29 protein-coding genes and 1 pseudogene are annotated in these 24,270 nt (G+C 40.9%); 9 read left to right on the forward strand and 21 right to left on the reverse strand.

Going from position 1 to position 24,270, the window contains the following annotated elements; translation table 11 throughout:
- Position 1: 1 nt before the first annotated feature.
- From SSIN_RS05820 to SSIN_RS05865, 10 genes are all read right to left on the reverse strand, one after another.
- Positions 2–232 carry a hypothetical protein gene (locus tag SSIN_RS05820; protein WP_037616787.1) on the reverse strand — a complete coding sequence of 77 codons (231 nt, stop codon included), beginning with the start codon at positions 230–232 and terminating at the stop codon, positions 2–4.
- Entirely contained in the window at positions 207–671 is a 465-nt protein-coding gene (locus tag SSIN_RS05825; protein WP_037616789.1) for a hypothetical protein, read from the reverse strand. The genes SSIN_RS05820 and SSIN_RS05825 overlap by 26 nt, the downstream gene beginning before the upstream one ends.
- Positions 671–1,078 carry a hypothetical protein gene (locus SSIN_RS05830; RefSeq protein ID WP_187423863.1) on the reverse strand — a complete coding sequence of 136 codons (408 nt, stop codon included), beginning with the start codon at positions 1,076–1,078 and terminating at the stop codon, positions 671–673. Before SSIN_RS05830 ends, SSIN_RS05825 begins: the two co-directional genes overlap by 1 nt.
- 13 nt (positions 1,079–1,091) lie before the next feature.
- The gene (locus SSIN_RS10925) at positions 1,092–1,295 is read right to left on the reverse strand and encodes a hypothetical protein (RefSeq protein WP_037616794.1); all 204 of its coding nucleotides are present in this window, start codon (positions 1,293–1,295) and stop codon (positions 1,092–1,094) included.
- Positions 1,276–1,467, reverse strand: a complete 192-nt coding sequence (locus tag SSIN_RS05840; RefSeq protein WP_037616795.1) for a hypothetical protein — start codon at positions 1,465–1,467, stop codon at positions 1,276–1,278. The genes SSIN_RS10925 and SSIN_RS05840 overlap by 20 nt, the downstream gene beginning before the upstream one ends.
- 149 nt (positions 1,468–1,616) lie before the next feature.
- A complete protein-coding gene (locus SSIN_RS05845) occupies positions 1,617–3,119 on the reverse strand; it encodes a primase C-terminal domain-containing protein (RefSeq protein WP_037616797.1) in 1,503 nt (500 codons plus the stop codon).
- A 59-nt stretch (positions 3,120–3,178) separates the two neighbouring features.
- Entirely contained in the window at positions 3,179–3,859 is a 681-nt protein-coding gene (locus tag SSIN_RS05850) for a DUF2786 domain-containing protein (RefSeq protein WP_037616799.1), read from the reverse strand.
- Position 3,860: 1 nt separating this feature from the next.
- On the reverse strand, positions 3,861–4,322 hold the full coding sequence (locus SSIN_RS10530) for a hypothetical protein (protein WP_244880077.1): 462 nt from the start codon (positions 4,320–4,322) through the stop codon (positions 3,861–3,863).
- Between the two features lie 107 nt (positions 4,323–4,429).
- Positions 4,430–4,924: a hypothetical protein gene (locus tag SSIN_RS05860; RefSeq protein ID WP_037616801.1), complete on the reverse strand. Its 495-nt coding sequence runs from the start codon at positions 4,922–4,924 to the stop codon at positions 4,430–4,432.
- 36 nt (positions 4,925–4,960) lie between these two features.
- Positions 4,961–5,149 (reverse strand): hypothetical protein, encoded by a 189-nt coding sequence (locus SSIN_RS05865; protein ID WP_037616894.1) that lies wholly within the window; start codon positions 5,147–5,149, stop codon positions 4,961–4,963.
- A gap of 255 nt (positions 5,150–5,404) precedes the next feature.
- Here SSIN_RS05865 and SSIN_RS05870 point away from each other — a divergent pair.
- The 5 genes and pseudogenes from SSIN_RS05870 to lysS all read left to right on the forward strand — a co-directional run bounded on the left by SSIN_RS05870 (position 5,405) and on the right by lysS (position 10,936).
- Positions 5,405–6,984: pseudogene (locus tag SSIN_RS05870) on the forward strand (Rqc2 family fibronectin-binding protein).
- Positions 6,985–7,303: 319 nt separating this feature from the next.
- The gene (locus SSIN_RS05875; RefSeq protein WP_037616803.1) at positions 7,304–8,146 is read left to right on the forward strand and encodes a DUF368 domain-containing protein; all 843 of its coding nucleotides are present in this window, start codon (positions 7,304–7,306) and stop codon (positions 8,144–8,146) included.
- A complete protein-coding gene (locus SSIN_RS05880) occupies positions 8,146–8,622 on the forward strand; it encodes an aminoacyl-tRNA deacylase (protein ID WP_037616805.1) in 477 nt (158 codons plus the stop codon). Before SSIN_RS05875 ends, SSIN_RS05880 begins: the two co-directional genes overlap by 1 nt.
- 87 nt (positions 8,623–8,709) lie before the next feature.
- Complete coding sequence (locus tag SSIN_RS05885; protein ID WP_037616808.1) at positions 8,710–9,351, forward strand: histidine phosphatase family protein; 642 nt, start codon at positions 8,710–8,712, stop codon at positions 9,349–9,351.
- Positions 9,352–9,445: 94 nt separating this feature from the next.
- Positions 9,446–10,936, forward strand: a complete 1,491-nt coding sequence (gene lysS / locus SSIN_RS05890) for a lysine--tRNA ligase (RefSeq protein WP_037616810.1) — start codon at positions 9,446–9,448, stop codon at positions 10,934–10,936.
- Between the two features lie 105 nt (positions 10,937–11,041).
- Here the strand turns inward: lysS and SSIN_RS05895 are convergent, their stop codons facing one another.
- Genes SSIN_RS05895 through SSIN_RS05905 form a run of 3 tightly spaced genes read right to left on the reverse strand, consistent with a single transcriptional unit; the run spans position 11,042 to position 14,134 of the window.
- Positions 11,042–12,298 (reverse strand): ABC transporter permease, encoded by a 1,257-nt coding sequence (locus SSIN_RS05895; RefSeq protein WP_037616812.1) that lies wholly within the window; start codon positions 12,296–12,298, stop codon positions 11,042–11,044.
- Positions 12,298–12,996 (reverse strand): ABC transporter ATP-binding protein, encoded by a 699-nt coding sequence (locus SSIN_RS05900; RefSeq protein WP_037616815.1) that lies wholly within the window; start codon positions 12,994–12,996, stop codon positions 12,298–12,300. The genes SSIN_RS05895 and SSIN_RS05900 overlap by 1 nt, the downstream gene beginning before the upstream one ends.
- Entirely contained in the window at positions 12,980–14,134 is a 1,155-nt protein-coding gene (locus SSIN_RS05905; RefSeq protein ID WP_037616816.1) for an efflux RND transporter periplasmic adaptor subunit, read from the reverse strand. Before SSIN_RS05905 ends, SSIN_RS05900 begins: the two co-directional genes overlap by 17 nt.
- Positions 14,135–14,344: 210 nt before the next feature.
- Between SSIN_RS05905 and gorA the strand changes: the two genes are divergently transcribed.
- On the forward strand, positions 14,345–15,694 hold the full coding sequence (gene gorA / locus SSIN_RS05910) for a glutathione-disulfide reductase (RefSeq protein ID WP_037616821.1): 1,350 nt from the start codon (positions 14,345–14,347) through the stop codon (positions 15,692–15,694).
- A 635-nt stretch (positions 15,695–16,329) separates the two neighbouring features.
- Positions 16,330–16,884, forward strand: a complete 555-nt coding sequence (locus tag SSIN_RS05915; RefSeq protein ID WP_037616823.1) for a biotin transporter BioY — start codon at positions 16,330–16,332, stop codon at positions 16,882–16,884.
- Positions 16,885–16,893: 9 nt separating this feature from the next.
- Here SSIN_RS05915 and SSIN_RS05920 read toward each other — a convergent pair whose 3' ends face one another.
- Positions 16,894–17,109, reverse strand: coding sequence for a YdbC family protein (locus SSIN_RS05920; protein ID WP_015605433.1), 216 nt, complete (start codon positions 17,107–17,109; stop codon positions 16,894–16,896).
- A gap of 89 nt (positions 17,110–17,198) precedes the next feature.
- Between SSIN_RS05920 and SSIN_RS05925 the strand changes: the two genes are divergently transcribed.
- Positions 17,199–17,555, forward strand: a complete 357-nt coding sequence (locus SSIN_RS05925) for a hypothetical protein (RefSeq protein WP_037616826.1) — start codon at positions 17,199–17,201, stop codon at positions 17,553–17,555.
- Between the two features lie 145 nt (positions 17,556–17,700).
- On the opposite strand, the gene SSIN_RS05930 is transcribed toward SSIN_RS05925, so the two are convergent.
- Together SSIN_RS05930 and SSIN_RS05935 are read right to left on the reverse strand one after the other, a co-directional pair.
- Positions 17,701–18,987, reverse strand: coding sequence for a peptidase U32 family protein (locus SSIN_RS05930; RefSeq protein ID WP_037616828.1), 1,287 nt, complete (start codon positions 18,985–18,987; stop codon positions 17,701–17,703).
- A gap of 159 nt (positions 18,988–19,146) precedes the next feature.
- On the reverse strand, positions 19,147–20,076 hold the full coding sequence (locus SSIN_RS05935) for a peptidase U32 family protein (protein WP_037616830.1): 930 nt from the start codon (positions 20,074–20,076) through the stop codon (positions 19,147–19,149).
- 129 nt (positions 20,077–20,205) lie between these two features.
- On the opposite strand from SSIN_RS05935, the gene SSIN_RS05940 reads away from it, so the two are divergent.
- Complete coding sequence (locus tag SSIN_RS05940) at positions 20,206–20,505, forward strand: DUF3270 family protein (protein WP_037616831.1); 300 nt, start codon at positions 20,206–20,208, stop codon at positions 20,503–20,505.
- A gap of 192 nt (positions 20,506–20,697) precedes the next feature.
- Here the strand turns inward: SSIN_RS05940 and SSIN_RS05945 are convergent, their stop codons facing one another.
- The 5 genes from SSIN_RS05945 to hprK form a co-directional block, all read right to left on the reverse strand.
- Complete coding sequence (locus SSIN_RS05945) at positions 20,698–21,507, reverse strand: C39 family peptidase (RefSeq protein WP_037616833.1); 810 nt, start codon at positions 21,505–21,507, stop codon at positions 20,698–20,700.
- 79 nt (positions 21,508–21,586) lie between these two features.
- Positions 21,587–22,036, reverse strand: a complete 450-nt coding sequence (locus SSIN_RS05950) for a YtxH domain-containing protein (protein ID WP_037616835.1) — start codon at positions 22,034–22,036, stop codon at positions 21,587–21,589.
- Positions 22,037–22,051: 15 nt separating this feature from the next.
- Complete coding sequence (locus tag SSIN_RS05955) at positions 22,052–22,447, reverse strand: DUF948 domain-containing protein (protein WP_037616837.1); 396 nt, start codon at positions 22,445–22,447, stop codon at positions 22,052–22,054.
- A gap of 12 nt (positions 22,448–22,459) precedes the next feature.
- Positions 22,460–23,239 (reverse strand): prolipoprotein diacylglyceryl transferase, encoded by a 780-nt coding sequence (gene lgt / locus SSIN_RS05960; protein ID WP_037616839.1) that lies wholly within the window; start codon positions 23,237–23,239, stop codon positions 22,460–22,462.
- Positions 23,232–24,167, reverse strand: a complete 936-nt coding sequence (gene hprK / locus SSIN_RS05965; RefSeq protein ID WP_037616842.1) for an HPr(Ser) kinase/phosphatase — start codon at positions 24,165–24,167, stop codon at positions 23,232–23,234. Before hprK ends, lgt begins: the two co-directional genes overlap by 8 nt.
- Positions 24,168–24,270: the final 103 nt, after the last annotated feature.

Below are 24,270 nucleotides of genomic sequence, written 5' to 3' on the forward strand. Positions count from 1 at the left end.
CCTAAATACAATTCATCTTTTCTGGAGCGAGATCCAACGTTAACCATAAGGCTTCACTTTCTGAAATATGCGTAAGCTTTCCACCTTCATCATTAAATCGGTGCAAGGTAAAAGTTCCATCAGGAAGTTTCCCTAGGACAACCATTCCTTCAGTTGTTTTCGTACGCCACAATTCACTATCGAATTGGAAAGCAGTTTCTGCCCACTTACTGATCTTTGTTTTTCGAGTCATTTAAAGCCTCCTTAATAGCTATCTTATCAGCCTTAATATCCCCTTCTCTGTCCTTAGCGGCATAGAGATAAAGCTGTGGTTTACCGTTTCTTAGCGTGACAAGTGTCGCTGCTTTTTTTACCTGATATTTTTTTACTAAAACTTGGCCAAATTCTGATTCTACATTGATGTAAAATGTCGGATAAACACTCTTTTTAGCAGCAGTAATAACAGCTGTCTTACCTTTCTCACAGTAAGGACAGCCCTTTTTATAAAAGATCAGGTTCACATTCTGATTCACCGCAGTATCCACATAAACTTGCTCTGTGAGGTGTTTGTCATAATCCCTAGCCACATAATCAGTCCAAGTAGTTTGTATGCCAACAATCGTAAAAGATAACATTACAATAGCAGCTAGCGTACCACAAACTAGTTTTAAAATTTTAAATCGATTATCCACTATTCTTCTCCTTCCATAAACTCGAACAAATCTCCCTGAACGTAACTCACTTTTGCCAAACGTTTTATCTCCGATTTTAGACAATCAAAGGTTGTCATCATTAGATTGAATCGCAATGGGTCAAATTGTTCAAAGACACTCACCAGTGGCAACATTGGGAAATGATCCTTCTTCTCACTTTGAAGAAACTCAAGGACTTGTTTTTCTGCCTCAATCAGACCGTCTACTCTAATCAGCGCTGGGATGCTTGTAATTGCTTCTCCATTTTGATAAAAGGTCAAAGCAATATCTCCAGGCTTAATTGTCTCAAATTCAGGAAAATCAGCTGTTATCTTAAAATAGTAGGCGAGTGGTTCCTGACCTAATCCTGTTAAATAGTACCCACGTACAATCTTAATATCATCCATTATCTTCCTCCTTTCAGCAAACTTTTTCTACCTTAAAGGGAGCCTGATAACATTTCGGATAATGCATAATTCTCTTCGTTCGTTGGACAGGCATTGGGTTTTGATAGTTCTCTTGCATGTATTGACTGGCCAACCCTCTACTCTCAAATACTAAAAGACAATTATTTTCGTCACAGAGGTAGTCTCCTTCTTCAAAACTAAAAATAATGTATCTCATTTCTTTTTCCGCCTTTCTCTTTAATTTGAGAAATCATTGCATGATAGTCGTTTTCTAATTCACTATCATATCCATTGTCGTATCTAATAGCGTGGTTACCCTTTAGGATTTCTGCTATTAGAACAACAAATAGAACTACTACAATACTAATAACTAATAATAAAGTTTTCATTTCCTCTCTTCCTCCTTTATGATTCCTACACTATAACTTAGTATTACAATACTAATGATAATGACTATTCTAGTTACTGCTATTTCTGCCTCTCAGTATCAGAGATATAAATGTAAGGCAGTTTGCGGGTTTGAAATTTCTTCTGCCTATCAACCAACATCTGCTTCAAATAAAGACACTTGTGTCGCTCGTTTAAGCCCATTTTTAACTCCTTCTAGCACCCGTTTGGTAAACCCTAAGCTTTCTTCAAAAAAAGCTGCAATACTAGCAAAATAAGCCTCCTGGCGTTCTTTTTTCACTTGAATCAGAGACAAGACAATGGCTTTCACAGAAGCTAATTTAATCCCTCCATAACGACCAGATTTAATTGTATAGAAGACCTTTTGATCCTGTTTCAAAGCTTTTAAAACCTTATCCAAGCTTCTTTCAGGAATACTGAGTGTTTCTCTAAGTGCTTTCTTTGTCGTCTGGATAAACGGGTCTCCAGCTTCATGTGTTGTCCGTTCTAAATAAGCCATGATGTCTGCTTTCCACTCTGACAGATGACTATATTTGCGATCTGCACGTTTCTTTTTGAATTTGTACCAGCGTTGTTTAACGAATAGATCAGTATGTTTGAGATTCTTATTCACCCACGCTTTACATAATAGTGTGATGTACTCACGGCTAGCAGCTTCGTATTTGCCAGAATAGGCGCTCGCAATGAGCTTCAGGAGTTCTCCTGAATGGACTGGTTCGTCTAATCCTAGGTTAAAGTCATTCAAAATGACCTCACAATCGCCCTGAGAGACACCGGACGAGAAATTAGCAAGAGCTAATGTAAAAAGTACGCTATTTCTTCCCATCAAGGCTTTCGCTCCCTTAATGTTCGACTCATTCAGAAGCATCTGATACCAGGGTTCATCAATCTGCTTTACCCCAGCAGTTCCTGATATTACACTTAGATTCGGTTTCTTGCTTGAAAAGGGGAGATTAGATTGCTTCATAGACCAGTCTAACCACTCCTGGAAGGAATAGGTGTATTCCTTGTGGAAAAACTCAATATTGTCTGTTCGTGGCATCCGTGCAATCCCAAAATGGTTGCAGGTCATATCAACTGGCAAGGTTTGGGCAAAGTAGTTTCTCAAATTTTGCGAGATAGCTTTGGCCACTTTGACCACTCGAAATTGTGAATGAGTCGTCACATAGGCTGCTTGTTTCAGGACAAAATAAGCCTGGTAGCCTTTATCTGATTTTAGAATCAAGGTTGGCATAAATCCTAGATCAATAGCAGCTGTTAGGATGTCTCCAGAAGTCATCTCTTCAGCAGAAGAAGTAATATCAAAATCTATGTAGAAAGTATTAATCTGTCTCAGATTATCTTCAGCATGTCCACGTGTAATTTGTCGTTTCTCGTCGCTATAAGAGCCATAGCGATAGACATTCGGTGTCCAATGCGTAAAGTTATCCTGATTCTCTAAAATTGCTTCTAGCGAGGTTAGGACAAGCCCACGTGCCTTTGTCATATTGGTCTTAGAACGATAGGCAAATATAGCCCCACGTTTTCCTTCTTCAGCTGAAGAGACTAATTTTAGGTGGCTATTCTTAAATTTGGTTTGTCTTAACCCATCTTTTAGGATTAAGTTACAGATTGTCTCTATCTGTTTTACCATTTAGGTCTCCTTATTTCTTTTGAAAATAGCTTCTTCATTTTTTCAATGTCTCTCAATAATTAAATTTGTTCCTTAAGAAGTTCTTCCGGCATCAATTTCGTTTCTTTTGCATGGTTAAGACCATCTACATATGCCTCAAAATCAACATTCTCAATCTTTACTTTAGTTTCGCGACTTTTCAATTCTCCCATACGCCGTTTTTGTTCTTCCGTTACTTCTGCTGGGACTTGCACCATCAACGCAAATTCTTCTGAGGTTTGTGCCTGTTTTCTAAATCGCTCGTCTAGTCCTGCAAGAAATCCTAACAAGTATGACTTTTTATAATCTTTCCAACGTGCCTTGGGAATTATAGAAAAGAACCGTTTTAATCGATATTTTAGATATAAGATAGCTCCTTCATAAACCTTAGTACACAATTCAGCATCGGACTGATATCCAAAGAAGATCATCTGAGTAATTCCTTCATCCACAACCCTTCTTCTTATCACTTTACATCTAAAATTTTCACCTAGAATAGCTGCTAATTTCTCTTGCCACCAAGGCATTCTATACTCCCAGGTGCCTACTGTTTCTCCAATCTTGTTTTTAGTTTGAGTAGTCGTTATATCATTCATAGATAGATTGTGCTTTACCATCAGCTTTTGAGCCATCAGAAGAGCTGTTTGTCCTTCTTCGTCATTTGGTGCATCATAAGCTAATTCAAGAAGGTTCTGTATCTTAAAAATAACCTTGTTATTCATATCAATCCTCCAATCGATACTTTCGTGGTAAATGCCAAGCATAATGTTTTGGATCATCAACCATTGCATTGTAAAAAATCATATTCTCAGCGATAATTTCTTGCCATTTAGGTATCTCTTCACGATAGATACGTTTTAGTCCATAGAATTTTTTTGCAATAAAACGAACAGCTCCAATATGATCCCCTAAGCCAACTACACACAAAACATCATGTTCCATATCATAAACCCAGTGACTTTTTGAATTTGTCAAGGTTTCCCAAGCGAATTCTCTATCTCTCTCAAGAAAGTCATAACCTGGTCTATAGTAAACCTTCGTCTGATAAGGTTCATCATTAAAACCATAAAAACAATGACTACACAGTGTTCTATTTTTATCTACCCACCAGCAAGGACCATACTTTTCGTCGATACAAGGGGTAATCCAATTACATCCGCATCGTCTACAAATTCCTGTTTCCATGTTTTTTCTCCTCATCCGGTAACAATCGTTTTAACTCGGTTGGGAAGCCATTTTTTACCCAATTTTCAATCATCTTGTCTGTTTCTTCTTGAGTCATAACTTCTCCTTTAGTTAGCTCTCATACTCTGTGGAAGAGTTGAGTTTGGCAAACAATAACCATCCTGTAAATCTCTCTTCAAATAAAATTCAGGACTTGTAGTTGTTACATAGTCGCTTCTCTTCCAGTTTCGTCGAAGACGTGTATTAAACAGGGAAATTCTTGCTTCAATCTCTTTGAACTTGAATCCTAGCTTCAAATACGTTGTAACAATTTCATGAACATGTTCTTTAGATTCTTTATTTCTAACTCTATTATGGATAGCTTGTTCTTGGTCTTCCATTATCAAACTTTTCTGATATTGGACATAGAGTACTCTCATATTTTCGATTTTCCTCTGCCAGCTCAAGTTATAAGGTTTACCAGAGTACTTATTTACCAAGTTTCTAACAGGATCTTTGAATTTCATCTGAATAGAATCAAACTCCCCTAAATCAGTTAGAGGATCAATGAAACCCATTGGCTCGCTACTGATCAACTGATCATAAAATTTATTTCTAATCATTCTAGCCTCCTAGTTATACCTTGTTGTAAGCACTTTTTAAGACGTATTTCCCAAGTTCATTTCCTCAAATAAATTCATTTGACGAAACATAGTTTGTGACTCCTTTTGACTAGAAATAGAATCTCCATTTTCTTCAGTTACATCTGAATTCGTTTCCTGATCGTGGTCAATGACTTCATAAATTTCTAAAGTGTCAATATTCATCACAATTTCCAATTCCTTCATGGTAAGACTCCCTTCTTTATAAGATTTTAAGCGAACAAAAAGGAGAACAGATTTCTCCGTTCTCCCCATAAATACAGGATTATTTCTTATTCTAAAAACTCTTACCACTTACTTTGAAATCTTTTATAAAATGTTCGGATTTTGGTTATGTTGATAATCATTGACAAAAAATAAATTTCTTTTTGATGAGACTTTAGAAGCTTTTACCTTGGTTTTTTGTTATAATTTTCTGTAGCAAGTTTCAAGGAGAAAAGCATGTCATTCGACGGATTTTTTTTACACCACATGACAGAGGAGCTCCGCCGCGAATTGCTGGGCGGCCGCATCCAAAAGATTAATCAGCCCTTTGAACAGGAGCTGGTTTTACAGATTCGCAGCAACCGCCAAAGCCACAAACTGCTCCTATCAGCTCACTCAGTCTTTGGGCGCGTCCAGCTGACTGAGACCACTTTTGAAAATCCAGCTGTTCCCAATACCTTTATCATGGTTATGCGCAAATACCTGCAAGGCGCTGTCATTGAAGCGATTCAGCAAGTTGAGAATGACCGAATTTTGGAAATCAGTGTCTCCAATAAGAACGAAATCGGCGATAGCGTGGCTGTGACTCTGGTCATCGAAATCATGGGCAAGCACAGCAATATCATTCTCTTGGATAAGGCTAGCGGTAAGATTATTGAAGCCATCAAACATATCGGATTTTCCCAAAATAGCTATCGAACTATCCTGCCGGGCTCAACTTATGTCGCACCGCCTCAGACGGGCAGTCTTAATCCTTTCACCATCGGTGATGAAAAGCTCTTCCAAATCCTACAGACAGAGGACTTAGAGCCCAAACGCCTGCAGCAAATGTTTCAGGGATTGGGTCGGGATACGGCTACTGAACTCAGTGGCCGTTTGACAGCTGACAAGCTCAAAACTTTCCGAGCCTTCTTTGCCAGTCCGACTCAGCCAAGCCTGACCGAAAAATCTTTCTCTGCTCTGCTATTTTCCGACAGCAAGACCCAAATGTCCACGTTATCCGAGCTTTTAGACACTTTCTATAAGGACAAGGCGGAGCGCGATCGGGTCAACCAGCAGGCCAGCGAGCTCATCCGCCGAGTAGAAAATGAGTTGGAAAAGAACCGAAAAAAACTGGGCAAGCAAGAGGAAGAGCTCCTAGCAACGGAGAATGCAGAAGAATTCCGTCAAAAAGGTGAACTCTTGACCACCTTTCTCCACCAGGTGCCCAACGACCAGGAACAGGTGGAATTGGACAATTACTACTCAGGTGAGAAGATTGTCATTGCGCTTGATAAGGCTCTTACGCCCAATCAAAATGCGCAACGCTATTTCAAACGTTACCAGAAACTAAAGGAAGCTGTCAAACACCTGACCAGCTTAATTGAGGAGACACGGACTACGATTCTCTACCTAGAGAGCGTAGAAACAGCCCTTTCTCAGGCCAGCCTGACTGAAATTGCGGAAATTCGGGAGGAACTAATCCAGACTGGCTTTATCCGACGGCGCCAGAGAGAGAAAATCCAGAAAAGGCAGAAACCGGAGAAATATTTGGCAACAGATGGCCAAACCATTATCCTGGTTGGCCGCAACAATCTACAAAATGATGAGCTGACTTTTAAGATGGCGAAGAAGGACGAACTTTGGTTCCACGCCAAGGATATTCCAGGTAGTCATGTGGNAAGGCCAGACTCTCTAATCTGGTCCAAGTGGACATGATTGAAACCAGAAAGCTCAACAAACCAACCGGTGGAAAGCCAGGATTTGTAACCTATACAGGCCAGAAAACCCTGCGCGTCACACCAGATGAAGAGAAGATTAGGAGTATGAAAATGTAAGAGATGAGTTGAAAGGCAACAAACCCCAAAAATTAAAAAATTTCAACTCCCCTATTTCAATATTTATCAGTTTAAGCAGAAAAATTCTAACAAATCCAACGACGGTGTTATCATCATTGAAACAAGTCAGGTGACTCGCGTCTTACAGGGCTCAACTATGAAACTGCTGAAGCTGAAATTCTTCCTAACCTCTCAAACTATCTTTTCTTTAGGATAGAATATTTATACATTTGTCGTGATTTTCTCCTACTTTTTTCAGAAAATACTCTATTTTATGGTATAATAGCCTAATGAAAAAGTAAAAAAGGGAGAGTTTCACATGGTTTCTTGGATTACAAGAATATTAAAAGGAATGATTATTGCACTTGGCTTTATCTTACCTGGTGTTTCAGGTGGTGTTTTAGCTGCTATTTTAGGGATTTATGAGCGGATGATTCGCTTTTTAGCCCACATCAAAGAAAATTTTGTTGAGAATGTTCTCTACTTCACTCCTGTAGCTATTGGGATGGTTTTAGGGATTGCAGCTTTCTCCTATCCAGTCAATCTCTTACTGGATAATTACAAGGTTATCGTTCTCTGGGGCTTTGCTGGAGCTATTATCGGAACAATTCCTAGTCTGATAAAAGAGTCCGTCAAAGAATCCGAGCGCGATCGGGCTGATATTATCACTTTCTGGCTCAGTTTTATTCTCTCAGGTATCTTCCTATATTCTCTGAATGGAATGGTGGGGACACTTCCAGCTAATTTCCTGTCTTTCGTTTTGGCTGGCGCTCTAATCGCCTTAGGAGTTCTGGTTCCCGGTCTCAGCCCATCAAATCTTCTGCTAATTTTAGGGCTCTACTCACCCATGTTAACAGGCTTTAAGCATTTGGATATATTTGGTACCTTCCTGCCAATCGGCATCGGTGGTGCTCTAGCTCTGATTCTCTTTTCAAAAGCTATGGACTATATCTTGAAAAATTATCATTCTCGAGTCTACCACTTTATCATCGGAATCGTTTTGTCCAGCACCCTACTAATTGTCATTCCACAAGCAGGAAATAGCGAGAGCATTAGCTATGCTGGCGTATCTGTTTTCACTTTGGTTCTCGCTGCCTTTTTCTTTGGATTAGGAATTTGGCTGGGAATCTGGATGTCCCAGTTAGAAGAGAAATATAAATAATGGCTAAAAAAACGAAACTAAAAAAAACATTGGTTGAGCAAATCTTAAATAAAGCAAAAATCAATCACCTAGGCTTGCAAATTAATGCTTTAGATGATATCCTGACAGAGGAATTTGACCGCTCGCAAATTTATAAAACACTGGCTTTAAACGGAGATAAAACAGGAACAGTCATCGGCATCCTACCCATCACCGAACATCTTTCGGAAAAGAAATTAGCAAAAATTTCAGGAAATAAAAAAGTCAGTATGATTCCGCAGAAAGATTTAGAAAAAACGACTGGTTACATTCACGGTGCCAATAATCCTGTCGGAATTCGCCAAAAACATCCCTTCCCAATTTTCATTGACCAAACAGCTCTGAGTCGCGAAAGTATTATTGTTTCTGCTGGTGAGGTCGGACGCAGCATCCAGATCAAGGCCCAAGATTTAGCAGATTTTGTTCAAGCAACTTTTGCAGATTTAAAAGAAGATTAATCCCATACTTTTTAATTTGCTGAATTGGACATTTCAGTTTATTATAGATTTATATGTATATGAAATAGAGCGAGGCATTGATCTTATATGAAACTATATTTTATCAGACATGGAAGAACTGAATGGAATTTAGAAATGCGTTTCCAAGGCGCAAACGGAGACTCCCCTTTGCTGCAAACAGCTATTGACGAATTGCACACACTGGGAAAGCATTTATCCGATACTCATTTTAATAAGATTTACAGCAGTGACCTGCCTAGAGCCCTTCATTCCGCTAAAATCATTCAGCAGGAAAACCATTTTGCGCCGGACCTTATTCCCATTTCAGAGCTAAGAGAATGGGGGCTTGGCAAACTGGAAGGCGCGAAAATTGCTGCTACTGAAGCCGCTTATCCTCAGCAGATGTGGGCATTCCGCCACAATTTAGCCCAGTTCGACCACAATCTATTTGGTGCTGAGTCCGTTTACCAGACCACTCACCGTACCACTTCTTTCATCAAAACACTGAAAGAAAAGAATTATCAGAAAGTTTTGATCGTCGGTCACGGAGCTAACTTAACTGCTAGCATTCGTACGCTGCTGGGTTATGAAGTCTCCCTTCTCCGTAAGGACGGCGGATTGGCCAATGCTAGCGTCACCATTCTAGAAACAGATGACTTTGACTCTTTTAAATTGATTACTTGGAATAACTTAGATTATTTAGTTGAAGATAAGACTGCGAACCTTTAAAAATCGCAGTTTTTTCTATTTTTATAGGTAATTATTGCTGAATTTCCTTCTAGTTTATGATAAAATAGGAAGGAAAGCCCTTAGGAGGAAGAAAATGACTACTGAACATATTGAAGAATTAAATGACCAGCAGATTATTCGTCGTGAAAAAATGGCTGCGCTGGCTGAGCAAGGGATTGACCCTTTCGGAAAACGTTTTGAGCGCACTGCGAATTCTGCTCAACTCAAAGAAAAATATAGCGACAAATCCAAAGAAGATTTACATGAATTGAACGAAACAGCGACTATCGCTGGCCGTCTCATGACCAAACGCGGAAAAGGTAAAGTTGGCTTTGCCCACATCCAAGACCGTGAAGGCCAAATCCAAATTTACGTTCGTAAGGATGAAGTCGGTGAAGAAAACTATGAGATTTTCAAAAAAGCTGACTTGGGTGACTTCTTGGGAATTGAAGGCGATGTGATGCGCACAGATATGGGAGAACTCTCTATCAAAGCAACGCATATTACTCACCTTTCAAAAGCTCTGCGTCCCCTTCCAGAGAAATTCCACGGTTTGACCGACGTTGAAACCATCTACCGCAAACGTTATTTGGACTTGATTTCCAACCGTGAGAGCTTTGAGCGCTTTGTCACTCGCTCAAGAATTATCTCAGAAATCCGCCGTTATCTTGACGGTCAAGGTTTCCTCGAAGTTGAAACACCTGTTCTCCACAATGAAGCTGGTGGTGCTGCTGCTCGTCCGTTCATTACTCACCACAATGCTCAAAACATTGACATGGTGCTACGGATTGCGACTGAGCTTCACTTGAAACGTCTCATCGTCGGTGGTATGGAGCGCGTCTATGAGATTGGTCGTATCTTCCGTAACGAAGGTATGGATGCCACTCATAACCCTGAGTTCACTTCTATCGAAGTTTACCAAGCCTATGCAGACTTCCAAGACATCATGGACTTGACCGAAGGCATTATCCAACATGCAGCGATTTCTGTAAATGGCGACGGGCCTGTCAACTATCAGGGCACTGAAATCAAGATTAACGAGCCTTTCAAACGGGTTCACATGGTGGATGCTATCAAGGAAATCACTGGCGTAGACTTCTGGCAAGATATGAGCTTTGAAGAAGCTGCTGCCTTGGCCAAGGAAAAGAAAGTGCCACTTGAAAAGCACTTCACCGAGGTCGGCCATGTCATCAATGCTTTCTTTGAAGAATTTGTCGAAGAAACCTTGATTCAGCCAACCTTTGTCTACGGTCACCCTGTTGCTGTATCACCTCTGGCTAAGAAAAATCCAGAAGACCCACGCTTCACAGACCGTTTCGAACTCTTCATCATGACCAAAGAATATGCCAACGCCTTCACTGAGCTGAACGATCCAATCGATCAATTATCACGTTTTGAAGCACAAGCCAAAGCCAAAGAACTCGGCGATGACGAAGCAACTGGTATCGACTATGACTATGTTGAAGCCTTGGAATACGGTATGCCACCAACTGGAGGTCTCGGAATCGGTATCGACCGTCTCGTAATGTTACTGACAGATGTGACTACCATTCGCGATGTATTGCTTTTCCCGACTATGAAGTAATCTAAAATTTACATAGATTGTAACAAAGTAAATCCTGCTGGAATTCCAGCAGGATTTACTTTGTTACATCACAAAAAAGTCTGGGGAACCAGACTTTTGATTACATTATTCATATCTCAGCGCTTCAATCGGATCTAATTTAGATGCTTTATTGGCTGGCAGGATACCGAAGATGATCCCAACCATAGCTGAAAAAATCAAGCTTCCAACAGCGGCAGTAGCAGAGACAACTGGTGGCCCTCCGAATACATCTTCTGGGACGACTGCAGCCAGCAAGGCATTAATCCCATAGGCAAGGCCAAGGCCAAGTAGACCACCGATAAGGGTCAATACCATGGATTCAATCAAGAACTGTGTTAAGATATTTCCACGTGTTGCTCCAAGAGCCTTACGTAGACCAATCTCACGAGTTCGCTCTGTGACCGATACCAGCATGATATTCATCACACCGATACCACCAACAAAGAGGGAAATCCCAGCGATGGCTCCGATCACACCGGTCATCGTTCCAGTAATTTGCTTGTATTGTTCCAGCATACTGTCCATATTTAGGATTTGATATTCTCCTTGACGAGCTCCTGACAGATTAGTCAGCTCTTTTGCAGCTTCTACACCAACCTCATTGATACGGTTAACTTCTGGCACATAGACATAGACAGTTGAGATTTCATCTGTCTGAAACTCAGAAGCTACCTGTGTATTGGCCATCAGAGCGCTCCCTGAGCTCATACTCATACTTTGACCAGCATTGGGATCTTTATAAACACCGACAACTCGGTAGTTGCTGTCACCAACTGAAACTACTTTATTCAGGGCTTCTGCACTACTTCCAAACAGGCTGTTCGCCACTGTTTCATCGATCATCATCACATTAGAAAAACTTTGATAGTCACTAGGCAAGAGAGTCCGTCCAGCTAAAATCTCATATTTTCTAATTTTAAAGAAAGTCGCATTGACTCCTGTAATATTGACCTTATCAGACTTCTTGTTCTGATAAGAAAAGTCAGCTGTCGAACCATTGGTCACATAATACCCCTTGACTCCATCAATCTTTAGTAGTTCCTTGACCCAAGACTCTTGGACAACAGGGGGTTCTTCTAGTATCTCACTATCTGCATCTGGACCACCACCGGGATTCATAAAGTTGACTCCCATCGTATAATTACTTTTAGTAGGAGAATAAAGCAAGCTCACATACTGTTGTTCTTTGGTGATACTTTTGGTAACTCCCTGTTGCATCCCATTTCCCAGTGCTAAGATAACGACAACAGACGCAACCCCGATGATAATCCCAATCATTGTCAGAAAAGCTCGCATTTTATGTCCAAGAATGGAGCTAATGGCAAATTTAAAATTTTGCATTAATCCAATTCCTCCTTCTTAGCACTATCTGAAGAAATCACCCCATCCCGAATGACAATCTGCCGCTTGGCATAGGCTGCAATTTCAGGCTCATGGGTAACCATGATGATGGTCTTGCCTTCCTCGTTTAACTCTGTCAAAAATTCCATAATCTGCTCACCAGTCTTGGTATCCAAAGCCCCTGTCGGTTCATCTGCAAGAATAATGGAGGGATTGTTGACCAGAGCACGCGCAATAGCCACCCGCTGCTTTTGTCCTCCGGAAAGTTCTGAGGGAAGATGGAGCATCCGCGACTCCAACTCAACCTTTTTGAGAAATTGTTCTGCCAAGGCCTTCCGCTTAGACTGAGAAACACCCGCATAGATCAGCGGCAGCTCAACATTCTGCAGAGCATTCAGTTTAGATAAGAGAAAGAACTGCTGGAAAACAAAACCGATTTTATTATTGCGGACCTTGGCTAGCTTTTTATCTCCAAGTTTCGCTACTTCTTTGTTTCCCAAATAATATTCACCACTTGTCGGACGATCCAGCATACCAATGATATTCATCAGAGTCGATTTCCCAGAGCCAGAAGGTCCCATGATGGCAACGAATTCTCCTTCTTCCACTTCCAAATTGATGTCTTTCAAAACCCGAAGTTCTTGATCACCATTTCGATAGCTCTTATTTATATTCTTTAAATCAATTAGCTTCTTCATAAGACTTCACCTCTTGACCATCTTTTAAGCTATCTGTTGGATTGGTGATAACTTTACTGTCTTTTGTCAAACCAGATGAGATTTCTTGATTTTCAGCATCAGCATTTCCAAGAGTTACTTCTGTCTTCTTGGCAACTCCTTTTTCCAGCGTCCAAACATAGTTTTTGTCTCCGTCTGGTACCACACTGCTGACTGGCACAAGAATGCCTCGAGTATTGTTTTTAACTTCAATATTGACAGAGAAACCTTGTTTGAGCTCTCCGATTTCACTAGTAATATCTATCGTAAATGGGTATTTTGCACCAGATGCCGGTGCTGCTCCACCTGCTCCAGACGCTGCTTGTTGACCATCTTTTGGATAATTGGAGATAAAGCTGATTTTACCTGTCCATTTTTTGTCAGGGTAAACTTTTGATGTAATGGTTACTTCCTGACCAACAGACAAATTAGCAAGATTGTATTCAGAAAGTTCTCCTTTAATTTGCAGATTTTCATTGCTGACAATATGAACAAGTGTTTGATTGCTGCCCGTTGTAGATTTGGAAACATCTCTATTTACTTCAACAACGGTACCTTCTGCTGTACTTGTTACGGTAGTTGCTTCAAGTAGGGCATAAGCTTTATTCATACTGTCAACCGCATCAGCCCGCGCATCGCGCAGGTCAGCAAGCTGTGAGTCGACTGAGCGTTGAGCAGAAGCTGCTGATTTATCATCAGCTTCTTCGTCTCCCGTTGATGATACCGAGACTCCATTTGTCTGTAGGTCATAAATCTGACGATCAACTTTATTGACAGCACGAACTGCTGTATCATAGGCAACCTGAGCTTCTGTACTCTTGTACTGAACCAAAGCCTGACCAACTGACACTTGATCACCCACATTTACTAAGACACTCTCTAAATCTCCCTTGGTTCCATCATAGTAAACATACTGTTCTCCATTGGCAGTCACATTTCCTGTCAATAAAACAGATGAAGCAACGGAACCTTCTTTGACTTTTTGGACGATTGGAGTTGCTTCTACTTCTGGTGTCGAAGCATTGTTTCCACTAAACCACATAAAGAAAATGGCCACTAAAACAATTGTAACGGCAGTTCCAATAATGCTAAATATCTGCCATTTTTTTAACTTTTTCATCTTTTTTCTTCCTCCTGATGAAAACGAATTTTTCTTTTTTATATTATATCATAACTATATTTTATTTTTTTCACAAAAAACTTTGAAAATCTTAAAGGTATTTTAATTCCTGTTCTGTAATGCTCTTCACCTCTCGTAGCAGATTTTTGCATTCACTTTCTAAAAAAGGTACAATTACCTCATATTGATTAAAGGAGCTTATATCTAACTATGAAAGAATTCGATATTATTGCTATTGGCGGTGGCAGCGGCGGAATTGCTACCATGAATCGTGCTGGCGAGCATGGCGCCAAAGCTGCTGTCATTGAAGAAAAGAAATTAGGGGGAACCTGTGTCAATCTTGGCTGCGTTCCTAAAAAAATCATGTGGTACGGTGCCCAGATTGCTGAGGCCATCCAACACTATGGACCAGACTATGGCTTTACTTCAGAAAATCAGCACTTTGACTTTGCTACCTTACGAAAAAACCGTGAAGCCTACATTGATCGCGCTCGTTCATCCTACGATGGAAGCTTCAAACGCAACGGCGTTGAACTGATTGAAGGTCGTGCTCATTTCGTTGACAAGCACACAGTCGAAGTCAATGGAGAGCTAATTCGCGCCAAACATATCGTTATCGCAACAGGCGCTCATGCAGCCATTCCTCAGATTCCTGGTGCAGAATACGGCGAGACTTCCGATGATGTTTTTGCTTGGGAAGAGCTTCCCAAGTCTGTTGCCGTTGTCGGAGCAGGCTATATCGCAGTGGAACTAGCCGGCGTCCTCCATACTCTAGGTGTTAAGACGGATCTCTTTGTCCGTCGCGACCGTCCCCTCCGTAATTTCGATAGCTATCTGATTGACGGATTGGTGGCAGAGATGGAAAAATCTGGTCCAAGTCTTCATGCTCACAGGATACCCGAACGAGTGGAAAAACTGGCTAATGGCCAGCTGAAAATCCACTTCCAAGATGGGAGCAACCACACAGCAGAGCATATCATCTGGGCTATTGGGCGTAAGCCAAATGTCCAAGGCCTCAATCTTGATGTTGCAGGGGTTACCCTAAATGACCGAGGCTTCATCGCTGTGGATGAATACCAAAATACTATCGTACCTGGCATCTATGCCTTGGGCGATGTGACTGGCGAAAAAGAGCTGACACCGGTAGCAATCAAGGCTGGCCGCACCCTATCTGAGCGCCTCTTTAACGGCAAGACAGATGCTAAGATGGATTACTCAACTATTCCAACTGTCGTCTTCTCCCATCCCGCTATTGGAACAGTAGGTCTGACGGAGGAAGAAGCTATTCGAGATTATGGTGTTGAGCAAACTCATGTCTACACCTCTAGCTTTACCTCCATGTACTCAGCTGTTACTCGCCACCGCCAACAGGCTCGCTTTAAGCTCATCACCGCTGGTGACAATGAGAAAGTCATTGGCCTACACGGTATCGGATATGGCGTAGATGAAATGATTCAGGGCTTCGCCGTAGCTATCAAGATGGGAGCCACCAAGGCTGACTTTGACGCCACCGTTGCCATCCATCCGACCGGATCCGAAGAATTTGTCACCATGCGCTAACACTAGAAACTTAACGAAAGCTCATTATTATCATAAAATAAAGAAAAGAAGGCAACCATAACTTATCCTTTCATTTTTGATTTTTATCTTACATTTTTGTAAGAAAGAAGTCTTATGCCATTTGGATAGAGTAGTCACACTATCTGGCTTTGTTCTTTGGCTTCTTACTTTATTTTAAAGCATAAGATTCAATTATCATTCAAGAAATTCTAAATTATTTCTAAAATTAGGGGAGATTTATTTAAAGGATCTTCCTCTTTTTTTATTCAGCATGCTTACTTGTTCTAAACAAGCTTATAAGTTGTAATTTTTCAAGACAGTCTTATTTTCTTGTTGTATTTACTTGCCAGCCATCTTTTACCCTTTCTGCTATTCAAGAAGAGGAATTTTTGATATGATAAGAAGAAATACTAAGAGAAAGGGGATTGGAAATGAGCAAAACGAAAAAATTATTAGCAGCTCTGGGAATTATTTTCTTTAATATTTTTGGCTTAATCGCCTTTATCTTCCTCCTCATTCGGAGTCGCAAAAAGCGGAAATAAGCAAACAACTGTCTAGTCTGATATAAAAAGACTTGACTTTTTTTTATTTTGATTTAGAATAGTTACCATAATTTTAAAAAGAGGTTTACTATTATGAACAAGAACAGAGCATTTCTTCTTGCCCTTCCAGCTATTGGTGCTGCTTTCCTAGCTGTACTCTCCCAGCTTAGTTTCTCCATTGGGACCATTCCCATTACCCTACAGACCTTTGCTGTCGGTTTGATTGCGACCATTTTTAAGCCTCGTGAAGCGGTGTTGTCTGTTCTGCTCTATCTGCTGCTGGGTGCTATTGGCCTGCCAGTCTTTGCCGGAGGAAGCGGTGGTTTTCAAGCCCTCTTCGGGCCAAGCGCAGGCTATCTTTGGGCTTATCTGCTCTTTGCATTGCTCACTTCTAGTTTGACAAGTAAGGATAGCAAGTTTTACACGATCTTTTTGGCTAACCTGCTCGGAGATGCACTGGTCTTTGTCGGTGGCGTAATCGGACTTCATTTTCTGGCTAACATGGGATTTTCCAAGGCCATTGCTGTTGGTGTCACACCTTTCATTCTTCCTGATCTTTTAAAAATTGTCGCAATCACTCTCATCAGCATTCCTATGTTTAGGAGTCTGGCTTTTCATTCCTATTTTTCAGACAATAAAAACGGATAGACTTTGCGTCTATCCATTTTTAAATGCATCCAAAAGAACTTGAAATTCTTCATTGGAAAGGGTAATTCCCTTGCCCATCTTGCTGTGGTCAGGACTCCAAGTTCGGATATCGTACTTGGCTGGCGCACCGTTAAAACTTACGCGGTTGAGTTCTTTGGTCCAGCCTTTTTCATTTTCCGATAAAACGAGCAATTTTTCCTCGATTTCAAATTTAAATTCTGCCATACTTTACCTCTTTTCTACTTTCTATCTCATTATTCGTAAAAGATTTTACTTTTTTAATTATTTTATTATATAATATATTGTAACAAGTTATGGAGATTTTAGCTATGAAAAAATATCTCGAAATGATTTTACAAAAAACTAATGAGTTTATCAACTACAAAAAGACAGATAAGGAAGAGGACGACAACAGTCACATCCTGCAGACCATTGACCTGGCTCTGCGGAAAAATTCTGGTGTCCATGTTATTTTTCTGGATAAGAATTTTACTGGCGATATTGTCAAATATGACCGTGACCGCCAGCAGTTAATTGTCAAGAATTTCAAAAAAAGCATGACAACCATCATCCGTGTGCCTGATATCCAGCGCATCAGTCTGGTCCCCAATAATATCCGTGAAGCTCAAAAGAAAGATATTCGGCTCGAAAGTCGCAAACCAAAAAAATAACTCTTCAAATCAAAAGCGATTTGAAGAGTTTTTTATCTTTGAAAGTCAATGGCAGTATTTATAGGATAACTAGTTCTGCTATCAATTCGCATCAGTACAGGCAAGTCTTGCTTAACTAGCAAATTCCTCCTGACTTTGCTCCGAATTAAGCACGAACAGTCACACTGCTGCCATCTTCTTTGTATAGATTTATTAAGCCTTCCTTGCGGGCACGAACCATATCACCAGCTTGGACTGGCTGTGGAACGGTAATCGTCAGCAATTCCATTGGATTCGGCGCGCGGTCAATCTTATTGCCCTTGTCATCATGGAGGTCAGTAATGTAAGTTTCAAAATGGCGGAAACCAGGTCCGTAGAATTCTACCTGATCGCCTTCATGGATAACATTCCGCTGGCGAATGGTCGCAGTTTGTGTGGCCTCATCATAAGCAACCACTTCAGCAACGAACTTATATTCTGGAATCTTACGGCGGGCTCCGAAAAGCTGCTCATTCTCAGTTGGCGTATGATAGTAAAAGCCAGTTGCCAGCTCACGTTGGGCTACTTTCCACATTTCATCTACCAAATCTTGCTTAATAGATTCAAACTTTTCTGGACTTTCCAAATAGGCGTCCACAGCTGCTTTGTAACAGTTGGTCACCGTCGAAACGTAGTGAATAGACTTCATCCGACCTTCGATTTTCAAACTATCAACACCGTTTTCAATCATATCAGGAATGCGGTCAATCATGGACATATCAACTGCGGACATGGAGAATTCCTCTGGAACTGCTCCCTGTAAACTCTTGCGTTCTTGACCAAAAGGCATATCGTAAAGATCATATTTCCAGCGACAAGATTGCGAGCAGCCACCACGGTTAGCGTCACGCATACTCATGTGATTGGAAAGGGTACAACGGCCAGAGTAAGAAATACACATGGCCCCGTGAACGAAAGCTTCAATTTCAACATCTGTACGCTTGCGAATCTCAGCTAGCTCGGCCATAGAAACCTCACGCGCCAAAACGACCCGTGTCAAACCAAGATTTTTCCAAAATTCAAGCGTTTCATAGTTAGTGGCACTTGCTTGCGTTGACAGATGAATCTCCAGACCAGGCGCTTCTGATGCCGCGATGGCAATCAGGGCTGGGTCAGAAACAATAACAGCTGCAATCCCGATATCCCGCAAACGACGGAACCATTCTCCAGCTCCAGCTTCATTTCCTTCGTGCATGACCATATTAGCTGCTACATAGACCTTGGCACCATACTCAGCCGCAAACTGAACCCCTTCTTCCATTTGCTCAAAAGTGAAGTTTCCCGCACGACTGCGCAAACCATAGGCTTGACCACCAATAAAAACAGCATCTGCCCCATAACGAACAGCTACTTTTAACTTTTCTAACGTACCAGCTGGTGAGAGCACCTCTGGACGTTTTAATTTTTTTGTCATCTTTTCTCCTATTTGCAATATAAAAGTGTTGATGTTTAACCTTATCTATTTTATAGCAATTTACTGCTAAAAGCAAGATAAGCAACTTTATTTTTACAATTCTAATTCCGATATTCGAATTAAATCAAAAAAGCAACTGGACATGCAGTTGCCCTATATTTATTTTACCATATCTGGATCATAATCATAAAAACCAGTATCCAGAAAACGATTCTTCGGATGCAGTTTATGAACCAACTCATCCAGCAAGAAGGCTTGGTCATGGGTAAATTCACCTTTTTCAAGCAAGTCACGGGCTCGGATAAAGAGCTTGACAATCTCGACAAAATTCTGACCTGGCGTATAAAGTCCTTCCAGCTTCCAGTGGGTAAAGCCATGTTCAACTAATTCTCCCAATTTGGTCATCAAATCCAGATCATTATTGGCAAAAATATGCGTACCATGATTGTCTTCAAAAATCGAATAATGACTTTTGGGATCACTTGGCTCTGCTAAGAAAAGGTCCCTTTCTCTGGTCTTTTCATCATCTATATGCGTAAAATTGTAGTAATTTTGCAGGAGAGGTCGCTTCGAATGATGGATAACACTGGCACCGTAAACTAAGATTTCGGCAGGGATTTCCAGAATTTCTGGCATCTTAAAGAGCTCAGCCGATGGGATTTCACGCGCTAAAACCGCTTCAGAGACACCAGCATTTTTGCCCCAAAAGTTGATCTGACGGCTGCTGGTAACCATAGTAGAGGCATCATAAATAGTCTTAAAATTGTAGCCATCACGCTGCAGGACGTAAAAAACACCTGCATCTCCGACTGTAATGTAATCAACCCCAATCTCTTGAAGATAGTCTAAATACGGCTTAATTTTATCCATCATATCTTGGTGCATGAGAGCGTTTACGGCAACTGTCAACTCTTTCCCGTGCTGATGGACTAGAGAAGAAATACGATTTAATTCATCATAAGTGAAATTATGAGGCAATCGAAGACCATAATTTTTTTCACCGACATAAATTCTATCAACTCCTGCCTGTAAGAGTTGCTCAACTTGCTCTACACTTTCAGCTGTAGCTGTAATAATTATCTTTTTCATACCATCTATTATAACAAAAAAATATTTACTAGCTATTCTTAATTCGAATTTAGTCGTTTTGTAATGTTCTTGTAATATTTTAAACAGACAAACATGGTAAAATTATAGAGTACTGAAGGAGAGAGAATTATGCCCGTAAGAAAATACCAACAATATGATGACCCTATTGACTATACCTATCAAGATGAAACTATACAATCCCCACTCTATCAAGAGTATCTACCTGAAGCTGAATCCGATCCAAAGTTAAGTGAATTGTTCTTCTTTTTAAATATTGCTGTTTTCTGTGTTTTAACCGTTTTATTTAGTTTTATATTTTTGGCTTTCAAAGTAAATGCTTTTATAGCTTTTGTACTTGCCATCGCAACTAGTTTGTTTGCTATTCAGCTCTATCGAACATTTGCAAAAAAACATTCTGATAAAAATTAATTTATGTCCCTACAATTTTGAAAAGGAGGCTGAGACAAAAAGATTTCAATTTTTAAAAATCTTAATTATTAAGCTCTTCAAATCTATAATTAAATGCAAAAAGCGAACAAAGCAGAATTCTGATTACCAGAAAACTAGTTTTGTTCGCTTTTTATATTTGAGGTCGGACTTTTGTCCCAGCCTCTTTTATATTTACCAAGCATAATTTGGCTCCTGGCAGGCAACCATCGCAGTCAATAACTCTTCTGGACTGACCTTCTTCAACCCTCCATAAACAGGGTCCTGAACCAAATAAGAAGGATCTAGATAATAAACAGCCAGGATATCAGTGCCATCTACCGATAGCTCGTACCCTGTTCCCACAACATTGTGCTCTCCCTTGCGGCCTGGATAGAGAAGAGCGTTATTAACTGTATAATACATAGGGTAGCCATCATCAATATTCTTGCGTAAGCGCTCCTTAAAAAGGCGCATATCTTCAGAATTCTTTGCACTACTGCTCACTGTCGCTAGATGGTAGCCCGCTTGACCTGCCGGCACTTCCGCATAGCCAAACAGATATTGATTTAAGACACGGACAGCATTGACATTATGGGTACCGAATGTCTCGTCGGTTCCCATCGCTCGCGCCAATTCTTCCTGACTGACATTGACCCCCTTGTAAGCTAAAATCATACTGACAGAAGTCGGTGCACAAGTATTCCAAGCTCTCTGAACCTGCATAGGGACTTCCAAGCGTTTTCTGATTGAAAGAGCTGCTTCTTTGCTGGAAGGCTGTGTCGCTTGCTTACCATTTTCACTGCTTTGGCTGGGGCTTTCCGACTCTGAGGAAATGGAATTCTGGCTAGTGCTAGATTGCTTAGAACTAGGTTGGCTAGTGCTCGAAGCTTGAGAAGAAGAGGCAGAGCTTCTAGACTGGGGTTTGTCCGAAGATTTCTGCTGGGAACAAGCCAGCAAACAGAATGCCATCCCAAACAAGGCAATCATTTTTAAACTCTTCATATCAATACCTCCTTTTATAAATATGATAACGCTTTCTTTGGGAGAAATCAAGATAGGCCAGCGGATGCCGGCCTATTTTTTATTTCTCATTCTCTTTTGCTTCTGTTTCTAAATCAATGATAATCTCTTCTGAAGGAGTTGTTTCCTCTTCTTCAGTCAGCGTCTCAGAGACTACTTCCTCAAAAATTTCCTCTTCTTTTTCAAATTTCTCTTTGATTTCTTGGAATTTATCCTGTGAGTAGTCTACCACTGATTTAGTTGTGTCTTTTACAGATTCTAACACTGTTTCGGCTGTGATTTCACCTTTTTCGACCTTCTCTTTGGTTTGGTTGATGGTCTTCACAGCTTGGTCAGAAAAATCTTTCACTGACTGGACGACTACCTCATGTGTCTTGTCTGGATTTTCCCGATAATCACTGACAAAATCTTGTACTTTTTCCGTAACTTCTTTTCCCTTTTTACTGGTCAGAAAATACGCTGCTGCTGCACCAGAAACGGCACCTAACAAGAGTGATGAAATTTTTCCCATAATAAACCTACTTTCTTATTTTTTGAATAATTTTGATGCAAAACGAAGAGCAGTTAAACCTGCAGTTGTTTTCGCAGTTCCTTTTCCGGCTGCAACAGCCTTCTTGCTCAGTGTGCGAGCCTGATCATTCAAGTCAGATACAGACTCAGATAAATCTGCAACTGCCGTAAATAGCGGGTCAATGGTTGCGACCTTTTGGTTTATATCATCTGTCAGAACGTTGACCTTAGCCAGTAAATCATTGGTTTGATGCAGGGTTACATTGACATCAGAAGTCAAAACTTTGATGGTGTTTTCTGTCTCATCTAGCATTTTCCCAGCCTTATCGCCGAGAGTTTTGACGGTAATGGTCATGTATATTAGAAAGACAATCAATGCGACAGCAACTAAAGTATAAGCAATTTCAAGCATAGTTTTCTCCTCTCATTCTTGATAATAGGGGGCTTGTTTTTTTCTCTGATAAATGATAATGCCAAGGCCCAGTAAAATCAGGGCAACAGACAGCCACTGAGATACACGAATACCTAGGAACATGAGACTATCTGTCCGCATACCTTCGATAATCATCCGACCAAAGCCGTACCAAATTAGGTAAAAGGCTGCCAATTCTCCCTGACGGAAGAATTTAGACCTACGTCGTAAAATCAGTATCAAGACAAAGCCAAGTAAATTCCAAACGGATTCGTATAAAAAGGTCGGCTGACGGTAAGCACCGTCTATGTACATATTGTCGCGAATGAAAGACGGCAGATAGTTGAGACTCTTGACCGCCACTCCATAGGCTTCTTGGTTAAAGAAATTGCCCCAACGGCCGATACTCTGGGCAATCAGGACACTTGGTGCCGCAATATCCAGAAAATCAACGGGATTGATCAGCCTTCTCTGTGAAAAGAAATAGAGGACTAGGGCGCCGGTTATCAAACCGCCATAGATGGCCAAGCCTCCATTCCAAATCTGAAAAATCTCAATCAGAGGCTGCTTGCTATAATAAGACCATTCAAAAATCACATAGTAAAGCCGCGCTCCAAGGATAGCCAAAGGAAAGGCAATCAGGATAAAGTCTATAATATCATCTGGGATCATTTTCTTGCGTGGAGCTTCCTTCATAGCTAAGTAGACTGCTAAAATCAAGCCACTGACAATACAAAGAGCGTACCAACGGATGCTGAAGGGACCTACTGTAAAGGCTACTGGATCAAGCATCTGTCACCTCATTCTGGCTAATCAGATTAGTCAAGCGTTCCTCAAAAATCTTAGTGGCATCAAAGCCCATTTCCTTAGCCCGATAGTTCATCGCTGCCGCTTCAATGACAACGGAAATATTACGCCCAGTCTTAACAGGAATACGGATACGCGGAATACCAACCCCTGCAATTTCCAGTTCCTCGGCGTTATTTCCTAAACGGTCAAATGCTTTATGTGAGTCATAATTTTCCAGATAAACCGCAATCTGAACCTGTGATGAATCCTTGACCGCGCTGGCGCCGTATAGACTCATGACATCGATAATCCCAACTCCTCGGATTTCCAGAAGATGGCGCAGAATCTCAGCAGGCTCTCCCCAGAGGGTCATCTCATCCTTGGCATAGATGTCCACTCGGTCATCTGCAACTAGACGATGGCCTCGTTTGACAAGTTCAAGGCCAGTCTCGCTCTTACCGATTCCACTGTCCCCCTGTATCAGTACTCCCATACCATAGATATCCATCAGAACCCCATGGACGCTGGTCCGTTCTGCCAAGCGTGAATCCAGATAACTAGATATTTCACCAGATAAGCGACTGGTAGGTGTCTTACTTCTAAGGATAGCAACCTTATTTTCTTCTGCAGCTTGGAGCATTTCCTCGGGAATTTCAAGTTTTCTCGCAATAATAACCACAGGCGTTTCAGGCTGAAACATTTTCAAAAGCACTTGATAACGATTGTGCGAGGTCATCTTCATCAGATAAGACCATTCTTTCATTCCGATTAGCTGAATACGCTCAGGTGTGTAGTAATCAAAATAGCCCGTCATTTCAAGTCCTGGACGAGAAATGTCAGAAGTCTGAATTTCTTTTTCTAAGAGATTTTCATCTCCGTATATCAGATGAAGTCGTACTTTATTTAATAGGTCTTTGACCTTTACAGACATCAGTTTCTCCCTTCAAATCTTTCTTTCTCTATTATAACAAATTTTTAGGGTAAGAGCGGATTTAAGGAGACATTTTCAAAGGGAAATACAGTATTCATGTAAT

Source organism: Streptococcus sinensis (assembly GCF_000767835.1).
GTDB lineage: Bacteria > Bacillota > Bacilli > Lactobacillales > Streptococcaceae > Streptococcus > Streptococcus sinensis.

Coding starts and splice junctions, on each gene's coding strand:
- gorA (WP_037616821.1), top strand. CDS start 14,345: ATGAAAGAATTCGATATTATTGCTATTGGCGGTGGCAGCGGCGGAATT.
- SSIN_RS05845 (WP_037616797.1), bottom strand. CDS start 3,119: ATGGTAAAACAGATAGAGACAATCTGTAACTTAATCCTAAAAGATGGG.
- SSIN_RS05950 (WP_037616835.1), bottom strand. CDS start 22,036: ATGGGAAAAATTTCATCACTCTTGTTAGGTGCCGTTTCTGGTGCAGCA.
- SSIN_RS10925 (WP_037616794.1), bottom strand. CDS start 1,295: ATGAGATACATTATTTTTAGTTTTGAAGAAGGAGACTACCTCTGTGAC.
- SSIN_RS05820 (WP_037616787.1), bottom strand. CDS start 232: ATGACTCGAAAAACAAAGATCAGTAAGTGGGCAGAAACTGCTTTCCAA.
- SSIN_RS05945 (WP_037616833.1), bottom strand. CDS start 21,507: ATGAAGAGTTTAAAAATGATTGCCTTGTTTGGGATGGCATTCTGTTTG.
- SSIN_RS10530 (WP_244880077.1), bottom strand. CDS start 4,322: ATGGAAACAGGAATTTGTAGACGATGCGGATGTAATTGGATTACCCCT.
- SSIN_RS05860 (WP_037616801.1), bottom strand. CDS start 4,924: ATGATTAGAAATAAATTTTATGATCAGTTGATCAGTAGCGAGCCAATG.
- SSIN_RS05850 (WP_037616799.1), bottom strand. CDS start 3,859: ATGAATAACAAGGTTATTTTTAAGATACAGAACCTTCTTGAATTAGCT.
- SSIN_RS05900 (WP_037616815.1), bottom strand. CDS start 12,996: ATGAAGAAGCTAATTGATTTAAAGAATATAAATAAGAGCTATCGAAAT.
- lysS (WP_037616810.1), top strand. CDS start 9,446: ATGACTACTGAACATATTGAAGAATTAAATGACCAGCAGATTATTCGT.
- SSIN_RS05840 (WP_037616795.1), bottom strand. CDS start 1,467: ATGAAAACTTTATTATTAGTTATTAGTATTGTAGTAGTTCTATTTGTT.
- SSIN_RS05885 (WP_037616808.1), top strand. CDS start 8,710: ATGAAACTATATTTTATCAGACATGGAAGAACTGAATGGAATTTAGAA.
- SSIN_RS05935 (WP_037616830.1), bottom strand. CDS start 20,076: ATGAAAAAGATAATTATTACAGCTACAGCTGAAAGTGTAGAGCAAGTT.
- SSIN_RS05940 (WP_037616831.1), top strand. CDS start 20,206: ATGCCCGTAAGAAAATACCAACAATATGATGACCCTATTGACTATACC.
- SSIN_RS05880 (WP_037616805.1), top strand. CDS start 8,146: ATGGCTAAAAAAACGAAACTAAAAAAAACATTGGTTGAGCAAATCTTA.
- SSIN_RS05915 (WP_037616823.1), top strand. CDS start 16,330: ATGAACAAGAACAGAGCATTTCTTCTTGCCCTTCCAGCTATTGGTGCT.
- SSIN_RS05905 (WP_037616816.1), bottom strand. CDS start 14,134: ATGAAAAAGTTAAAAAAATGGCAGATATTTAGCATTATTGGAACTGCC.
- SSIN_RS05920 (WP_015605433.1), bottom strand. CDS start 17,109: ATGGCAGAATTTAAATTTGAAATCGAGGAAAAATTGCTCGTTTTATCG.
- SSIN_RS05830 (WP_187423863.1), bottom strand. CDS start 1,078: ATGGATGATATTAAGATTGTACGTGGGTACTATTTAACAGGATTAGGT.
- SSIN_RS05865 (WP_037616894.1), bottom strand. CDS start 5,149: ATGAAGGAATTGGAAATTGTGATGAATATTGACACTTTAGAAATTTAT.
- SSIN_RS05875 (WP_037616803.1), top strand. CDS start 7,304: ATGGTTTCTTGGATTACAAGAATATTAAAAGGAATGATTATTGCACTT.
- hprK (WP_037616842.1), bottom strand. CDS start 24,167: ATGTCTGTAAAGGTCAAAGACCTATTAAATAAAGTACGACTTCATCTG.
- SSIN_RS05925 (WP_037616826.1), top strand. CDS start 17,199: ATGGAGATTTTAGCTATGAAAAAATATCTCGAAATGATTTTACAAAAA.
- SSIN_RS05955 (WP_037616837.1), bottom strand. CDS start 22,447: ATGCTTGAAATTGCTTATACTTTAGTTGCTGTCGCATTGATTGTCTTT.
- SSIN_RS05895 (WP_037616812.1), bottom strand. CDS start 12,298: ATGCAAAATTTTAAATTTGCCATTAGCTCCATTCTTGGACATAAAATG.
- lgt (WP_037616839.1), bottom strand. CDS start 23,239: ATGCTTGATCCAGTAGCCTTTACAGTAGGTCCCTTCAGCATCCGTTGG.
- SSIN_RS05930 (WP_037616828.1), bottom strand. CDS start 18,987: ATGACAAAAAAATTAAAACGTCCAGAGGTGCTCTCACCAGCTGGTACG.